This window comes from Mesorhizobium sp. M7A.F.Ca.CA.003.01.2.1 (assembly GCF_003998945.1).
Classification (GTDB): Bacteria; Pseudomonadota; Alphaproteobacteria; order Rhizobiales; family Rhizobiaceae; genus Mesorhizobium; species Mesorhizobium ciceri.
Map to the genome: position 1 here is coordinate 1 of NZ_RZRA01001378.1, position 987 is coordinate 987.

Annotated in this window: 2 pseudogenes; both read right to left on the reverse strand. The window is 66.3% G+C overall.

The annotated features are described in order from the left end of the window. Positions 1–239: pseudogene (locus EN969_RS32795) on the reverse strand (amidinotransferase); the annotation flags it as partial. Then, positions 236–987: pseudogene (locus EN969_RS32800) on the reverse strand (amidohydrolase); the annotation flags it as partial. The pseudogenes EN969_RS32800 and EN969_RS32795, both read right to left, overlap by 4 nt.

Consider the following 987-nt stretch of genomic DNA (forward strand, 5'->3'; position numbering starts at 1 on the left):
ACCAGGTCCTTGTGCTGTGCTTGTGCGATCTGCACGTTGCAGGGCGCCTCGCGCAGGTGCTTGCGCGACAGCGAGCTGGTCGACAGATGACGCAGGAAATTGGGCGAGCCGAGCAGGACGTCGGTCAGCACGTCGGTCTCGTTGGCAAAACCCCAGGCGGTCAGCGGCTTGGTGCCGCCGGCGGGGTTGCGGCGCTGCAGCGAAAACGGCTCGGCGACAATGCGGTCATGAACGGTCATGGGATGCTCCTCGTGAGGTGACTTGGGGGTGTCTGATTGCTCGGTATCCACCAGTCGCGTCCACGCGGGGTGGTGACATATTCTGGCCAGCGAAACCCGATCGGCGGCTCGTAGTCGCAAAGCGGTGCGATCCAGTTCGAACCGCCGATGCCGCCGCCGGTGCGGGTAACGAACTCGTCCATCGCCGCCTCGCGGGCAGTCTGGTCTTCCAGCAGGCGAAGGGCGGCAAGCGCAATCGTGCGGGAGGCGCAGGCCACCATCGGGTCGATCGTGGCCGAAATACCGCCCAGCGCATTCATCACCCAGGCTGGATAGGGATAGCCGGTCTCCGAACGCAGCGCCGGGCGGGCGACATAGAAGCGCGCCGTCGGCGTATGCCAGCTCATGTCGGTGTAATCGTCGGAGGTCGAATTGACCTGCGAGGGCGGCAGGTCGCGGCGCAGGATCGCTTCCGCCGCCTGCGGCTCGATCAGGCGCTCCAGCTCTTCGATGAACGGCTCGTCGCTCGCCATGCGCCCGGCATTGACCTGCATTTCGCGCGCGACTGCCTTGGCGTCTTCGTCCCAGCGCGGCGGCCCGACCGCCGACAGCGCTTCATAGGCGATCTCGGCCATGGCATGATTGGCAAGTCCCGGTCGTGACTTCGACACCCAATGCCGCTCGGTGCGGCAATCACTCATCGCTGCCGCCGCCTCGGCATTGCGGTCGAGCACCGCGGTGACCTGCTCGGCCATGGCAAGCGTCGGCA